We start from the raw sequence: 6,298 nt of genomic DNA, 5'->3' as shown, positions 1-6,298 counted from the left end.
CCGATCCTGGCCCCGGGGCTGGGCGCTCAGGGCGCCACGGCCGCGGACCTGCGCCGCACGTTCGGTGCGGCCTATTCCCAGGTCCTGGGGACCTCGAGCCGGGATATCCTCGGCGCCGGACCGCAGCTGCAGTCCCTCCGGGATGCCGCGCGGCGCACCCTCGACGAACTCCTCGCGGCTTAGCGGCAGCCGCCTCGCCGCCCGGGACCGGAGCTGCCGGACCCGGGCCGGGGGCTGTCCCGTTCGGGATTGCGCTTTTCCCGTTCCCGAACTGGCCGGCGCGCAGATTTCCATTGATTTCTGCCGCCGCCTGACGGTAGGTTCGGGGCAAGGGCATGAGTGCCCCGTCCCGCCATGCAGGGAGGCCTTCCGTGAGTTTGAGACCACTCACTCCTCAGGAGCGTTCCGACGCCCTTCGCAAGGCCGCTGCCGCAAGAGCCACCAGGGCCGAGGCAAAGGAGCGGCTCAAGACGGGCGAGCTGACCATCGCCAATGTCATCAGTGCCGGCGAATCCGACGACGCCATTGCCCGCATGAGAATCGTGGAGCTGCTCGAGGCCCTGCCCGGGATCGGCCGGGTCCGGGCGGCGGCCATCATGGACCAGCTCGGCATCGCACAATCCCGACGGGTCCGCGGCCTGGGAATCCACCAGCGCCGGGCGCTGGTAGATTTTATTGACGACAAGTAGCCCGGTCCGCCGAGCTGCCCACCACCGCCCAAAGGAATATGTGAGCAAGAAACCGGGACTGACAGTCCTCGCCGGCCCGACGGCTGTTGGCAAAGGCACCGTGTCCACCTACATCCGGGACAACTACCCCGGCGTCTGGCTCTCCGTGTCGGCCACCACGCGTCCGCCGCGGCCGGGGGAGCAGGACGGGATCCACTACTTCTTCAAATCGGCCGAGGAATTCGATTCCCTGGTCGAAAACGGCGAACTGCTGGAGTGGGCCGTCGTCCATGGCCGGAACCGCTACGGCACGCTGCGCAGCACGGTTGACGCCGCCATTGCCGAGGGCCGCTCGGTGCTGTTGGAGATCGATCTGCAGGGCGCCCGGCAGGTCAAGCAGGCCGTCCCGGATGCCCAGTTTGTGTTCCTGGCGCCCCCGAGCTGGGACGAAATGGTCCGCCGGCTGGTCGGCCGCGGCACGGAAAGCGCCGAAGAACAGCAGCAGAGGCTGGAAACCGCTAAACTAGAACTTGCCGCTGAACCGGAGTTCGACCACACCGTCATCAATGATGACGTTCGTCGGGCAGCGGACGAGCTTGTTTCACTCATGGGGCTGACCCCGAACCCGCGCTAGGCGCCGGGACGTACCGGCCCGTTAGAATTTGGAGAATTCGTGTCCACGAACCTTGAAGGCATCATCAACCCGCCGATCGACGAGCTGCTGAAGGCCGCCGACTCGAAGTACGGACTGGTGATTTTTGGTGCCAAGCGCGCACGCCAGATCAACGCGTACTACGCCCAGCTGCATGAGGGCCTGTTTGAGTACGTTGGCCCGCTGGTCGACACCAAGCTGAACGAGAAGTCCCTGTCGATCGCCCTGCGCGAGATCAACGAAGGCAAGCTCGTCTCCACGCCGATCGAAACCGCAGAGTAATTCCCCTCGCGGGAAGAGCCAAGTAAACAGACTGCCTGTTGACGGAGATCACGTGCGCATAGTCCTCGGAGTCGGGGGAGGGATTGCCGCCTACAAGGTGGCATCGCTCCTCCGGCTTTTTACTGAAGCCGGGCATGACGTCACGGTCATCCCCACCGAGGCGGCCACCCGCTTCGTCGGCGTCGCCACGTGGGAGGCCCTGTCCGGGCACCCGGTGAGCAACAGCGTGTTCGACGCCGTCCACACGGTCAACCATGTCCGGCTCGGCCACGAGGCCGAACTGATCGTCGTTGCCCCGGCCACGGCCGATCTCCTGGCCCGAGCGGCCAGCGGCCAGGCCGATGACCTCCTCACCAATACCCTGCTGATGGCCGGCGACTGCCCTGTGCTCATGGCCCCGGCCATGCACACCGAAATGTGGCAACACGCCGCCACCGAAGCCAACGTCGAAACCCTGCGCAGCCGCGGCGTCACGGTGCTGGAACCCGCGAGCGGGCGGCTGACCGGCGCCGATTCCGGGCCCGGCCGCCTGCCCGAGCCCGAGGCGATCTTCACCGCCGCCATGGCCCTCGCCGGCGCCGGCACAGCCTCCGCTTCTGAGGCGATGCCGGCCGTTGACGCGGACGCGACCACTGACCTGGCCGCCGCGCCGGAAGCGGCGCAGCCGGCGGTGACGCCGTTGGCCGGACTGACGGTGACCATCAGTGCCGGCGGCACCCGGGAACCGCTGGACCCCGTACGGTTCCTCGGCAACCGCTCCTCCGGCAAACAGGGCGTGGCCCTGGCCGCGGCCGCCCGCGCAGCCGGCGCCCGCGTCCGCCTGCTGGCCGCCCACATGGAAGTCCCGGCGCCCGCCGGCGTCGAACTCGTCCCGGTCGAAACTGCCCTGGAACTGCGGGAGGCGGCGCTGCACGCGGCCGCCGACTCCGACGTCGTCATCATGGCCGCCGCGGTCGCGGACTTCCGGCCGGCGGACGTCGCCGGGACCAAGATCAAGAAACGCGACGACGTCGCCGATCCCGTGATCAACCTGGTGCGCAACCCCGACATCCTGCGCGAACTCGTCGAGGTCCGCGACGCCGCGTCCCGGAATCAACTGATCGTCGGCTTCGCCGCCGAGACGGGCGATGCCGACGGCGATGTCCTGGACTATGCCCGGGCCAAGCTGCACCGGAAAGCCTGCGACCTGCTGGTCGTCAACCAGGTGGGCCGGGATTTGGTTTTTGGCGAGGACACGAACACAGTAGTCATCCTTTCCCGTGACGGCTCCGAACCCCAAGAGGCGTCGGGTTCCAAATCCGACGTCGCGGCTGCCGTGATCGACCGGATCAGCGCCGAGCTGAGCCGGGCTGTACCGCCGGCGTAGCCCGGCGTAACCAACATCTCCTTAGCACCGGGACACACGCCGCCGGACGTCCGTTATCCAACCAGTAAGGTAGTTGAGTGACTTTACCGCTGCACATCCCCGCCTTCCACGGGTCCACGCCCGCCGCGCTCCGGCTCTTCACGTCCGAGTCGGTGACGGAGGGCCACCCCGACAAGATCTGTGACCAGATCAGCGATGCGATCCTCGACGCACTGCTCGACAAAGACCCCGAGTCCAGGGTAGCCGTGGAGACGCTGGCCACCACCGGGCTGGTCCACGTCGCGGGCGAGGTCACCACCGACGCCTACGTCGAGATCCCCCAGATTGTCCGGGAGACCATCCTGGGCATCGGGTACGATTCTTCGGCCAACGGCTTCGACGGCGCCCGGTGCGGCGTCTCGGTATCCATCGGCCAGCAGTCCAACGACATCGCCGGCGGCGTGTTCAACTCCCTCGAAGCGCGTGAGGGCCGCCAGGAGGACGACTACGACCTCCAGGGCGCCGGCGACCAGGGACTCATGTTCGGCTACGCCAGCGACGAAACGCCGTCGTACATGCCCGTGCCGATCTGGCTCGCGCACCGGCTCTCCGAGCGCCTGACCGAGGTCCGCAAGAACGGCGAACTCGCCTACCTGCGCCCGGACGGCAAGACCCAGGTCACCGTGGGCTACGACGGCGACCGCCCGGTCTCGGTCGAGACCGTGGTCATCTCCAGTCAGCACGCCGAAGGCACCAGCCTGGACCAGCTCCGGGCCGACCTCGCCGAGCACGTGGTGGGACCGGTCATGGCACTGTCCAACCTGGACACCTCACGGACCCGCAACATCCTCAACCCCGCAGGCGCCTTTGTGATTGGCGGCCCGGTGGGGGACGCCGGCCTCACCGGCCGCAAGATCATCGTCGACACCTACGGCGGCATGGCCCGCCACGGCGGCGGCGCGTTCTCCGGCAAGGACCCGTCGAAGGTGGACCGCTCGGCCGCCTACGCCATGCGCTGGGTCGCCAAGAACGTGGTGGCCGCCGGCCTCGCCAAGCGTGCCGAAATCCAGATCGCCTACGCGATCGGCCAGGCCCGCCCGGTGGGAACCTACGTTGAGACGTTCGGAACCGAAACCGTGGACCCGGCCCGCATCAGCGCCGCGATCGCCGAGATCTTCGACCTGCGCCCGCGGGCCATCATCGACGCCCTCGACCTCAAGCGCCCGATCTACGCCAAGACCGCCGCCCACGGACACTTCGGCCGCGAAGACCCGGACTTCACGTGGGAACGCCTGGACCGGGTGGACGAGCTGAAGGCGTTCTTTAACGCCTAAGGCCCGGGACCGCACCGGCGTTCTGGGGCGTTTTGTCAGTGCCTTGTGATCTGCTGTAGCCAGGCCGCCTCCCGGTGGCCTGGCTACACGCTTTTAGAGTGCACTGCTTTTAGGTGCCTGAATTTGAGTACCCGGTCAGTAGGTCGTTGTCGAAACAATCCGGAGGGAGGTGCGAGCCGTGAGTCCCAATCCTGCCGGCGGCGCGCCCGGTGAACCCCAGCAGCTGTCCTTGCTCCAGGGTTTTCCCGCCTCCGCCGCGGAAGCGGCCGGCCCCGCCCTTGCGACCCACCTGCCGGTGGCGCGGGTGCTGATCGAGTCCTCGCTGCCCCACCTGGACAGGCCTTTCGACTACAGCGTCCCCGCCGCCCTCGACGCCGACGCCATGCCCGGAGTCCGGGTCATGGTCAAATTCAACGGGCAGGAACTGGCCGGATACCTGCTGGACCGCACCGCCGGATCCGACGCCGGCCACCCCCTGGTGCCGCTGCACAAGGTGCTCTCCGCCGTCCCGGTCCTGACCCCAGCAGTGGCCGAGCTCGCCGGCCGGATCGCCTCGCGCTACGCCGGAACGGTCAGCGATGTCCTGCGCGTTGCCGTGCCGCCGCGCATGGCCAAGCTCGAAAAGGAATTCGCCCCGGACGGCCGGCTCGATCCCGCGCTGTTCGGCACTGAGACGTTCGGTCTGGCGACCGACGTGTCGCTTCCGTCGCCGGCTGCCGGCAGCGTCTGGACCCGGTACCGCAACGGTCCGGCATTCCTCGCCCACCTCGCCGCGGGGGAGTCGCCCCGGGCCGTGCTGACCGCCCTGCAGGGGTACGGGCCCGCCGGCTGGCCGCGGATGATCGCCGAAGCCGTGGCCGCGGTGCGGATCTCCGGCCGCGGCGCCGTCGTGGTGGTGCCCGACTACCGGGACCTTGACCGCGTGGAATCTGCCCTGCTGGAACTGCTTCCCGCCGGCGACGTCGCCCGGCTCACCGCAGACGACGGCCAGACGCCGCGCTACCGCAGCTTCCTGCGCGTGCTCAGCGGCGCCGCCGGGGTCGCCGTGGGCACGCGGTCCGCGGCCTACGCACCGGTGCCGAACCTCGGGCTCGTCATCTGCTGGGACGACGGCGACGACCTCCACATCGAGCAGCGCTCCCCGTACGCGCACACCCGCGAAGTCCTCCTGCTCCGGGCCGGCCAGGAAGGGGCCGCGTGCCTGCTCGCGGCCCATTCGCGCAGCACCGAAACGGAGCGCCTGGTCGCCTCCGGCTGGGCCCAGGCCGTGGAAGCTGACCGGGCCGTCGTGCGGCGGACGGTCCCGCGGGTCCTGAACACAGCCGACAGCTACGAACTCGAGCATGACCCGCTCGCCCGGATCGCCAGGCTCCCCGGTGCGGCCTGGCGGGCCGCCAAGGAGGGCCTGGAACGGGGTCCGGTCCTGGTCCAGGTGGCCCGCGCCGGCTACGCCCCCTCGCTGGTGTGCGACACCTGTCGTGAACCGGCCCGCTGCACCGCCTGCAGCGGCCCCCTGGCGATCGCCGGCCCGGCCGGGAGCAGCGCCGTGCCGCAATGCCGCTGGTGCTCGGCCCCGGCCCCGGCCTGGCGCTGCGGCACGTGCAACGGCGCCAGGCTAAGGCGCGGCGCCACGGGAGCCCTCCGCACCGCGGAGGAGCTGGGCCGTGCGTTTCCGGGGAAACCAGTCATCACCTCCTCCGGGGACCAGATCAAGGCCACTGTTGCGGAGACCGCGGCTCTCGTGGTGGCCACCGTCGGTGCCGAACCGGTGGCCTTCGGCGGGTACGCCGCAGCCCTGCTGCTCGACGGCGACTCGCTGCTGCGCCGGGAAAACCTGAGGGCGGGGGAGGACGCGGTCCGCCGCTGGTTCAACGCCGCGGCCCTGGTCCGGCCCGCTTCCGAGGGCGGCCTGGTGGTCATCACGGCCGACGACGCCGCCGGGGTTGGCGCCCTGCTGCGCTGGGATCCCGCCGGATACGCCAGCCGGGAACTGGCACTGCGGCAGGAGCTGCAGCTG

6 protein-coding genes and 1 pseudogene are annotated in these 6,298 nt (G+C 69.5%); all 7 read left to right on the top strand.

Features of this window, described 5'->3' with window-relative positions; translation table 11 throughout:
- A pseudogene (locus tag Y706_RS29215) lies at positions 1 to 183 on the top strand (orotidine 5'-phosphate decarboxylase); the annotation flags it as partial.
- Positions 184 to 371: 188 nt separating this feature from the next.
- Positions 372 to 689: an integration host factor, actinobacterial type gene (gene mihF, locus Y706_RS0109810; protein ID WP_028276460.1), complete on the top strand. Its 318-nt coding sequence runs from the start codon at positions 372 to 374 to the stop codon at positions 687 to 689.
- Between the two features lie 40 nt (positions 690 to 729).
- On the top strand, positions 730 to 1,302 hold the full coding sequence (gene gmk, locus Y706_RS0109805) for a guanylate kinase (protein WP_028276459.1): 573 nt from the start codon (positions 730 to 732) through the stop codon (positions 1,300 to 1,302).
- Between the two features lie 39 nt (positions 1,303 to 1,341).
- Positions 1,342 to 1,602, top strand: a complete 261-nt coding sequence (rpoZ, locus tag Y706_RS0109800) for a DNA-directed RNA polymerase subunit omega (RefSeq protein ID WP_018773134.1) — start codon at positions 1,342 to 1,344, stop codon at positions 1,600 to 1,602.
- A 52-nt stretch (positions 1,603 to 1,654) separates the two neighbouring features.
- Entirely contained in the window at positions 1,655 to 2,968 is a 1,314-nt protein-coding gene (locus Y706_RS0109795; RefSeq protein ID WP_028276458.1) for a bifunctional phosphopantothenoylcysteine decarboxylase/phosphopantothenate synthase, read from the top strand.
- 77 nt (positions 2,969 to 3,045) lie between these two features.
- Positions 3,046 to 4,281, top strand: a complete 1,236-nt coding sequence (gene metK, locus Y706_RS0109790; protein WP_028276457.1) for a methionine adenosyltransferase — start codon at positions 3,046 to 3,048, stop codon at positions 4,279 to 4,281.
- Between the two features lie 178 nt (positions 4,282 to 4,459).
- Positions 4,460 to 6,298, top strand: a 1,839-nt coding sequence (locus Y706_RS24720; RefSeq protein WP_043435818.1) for a primosomal protein N' family DNA-binding protein, incomplete at its 3' end; no start/stop codon positions are given.

Source organism: Arthrobacter sp. I3 (assembly GCF_000520575.1).
Classification (GTDB): Bacteria; Actinomycetota; Actinomycetes; order Actinomycetales; family Micrococcaceae; genus Arthrobacter; species Arthrobacter humicola_A.
Note: the sequence above shows the minus strand (reverse complement) of the source record. Positions and strands in the feature narration are given on the sequence as shown.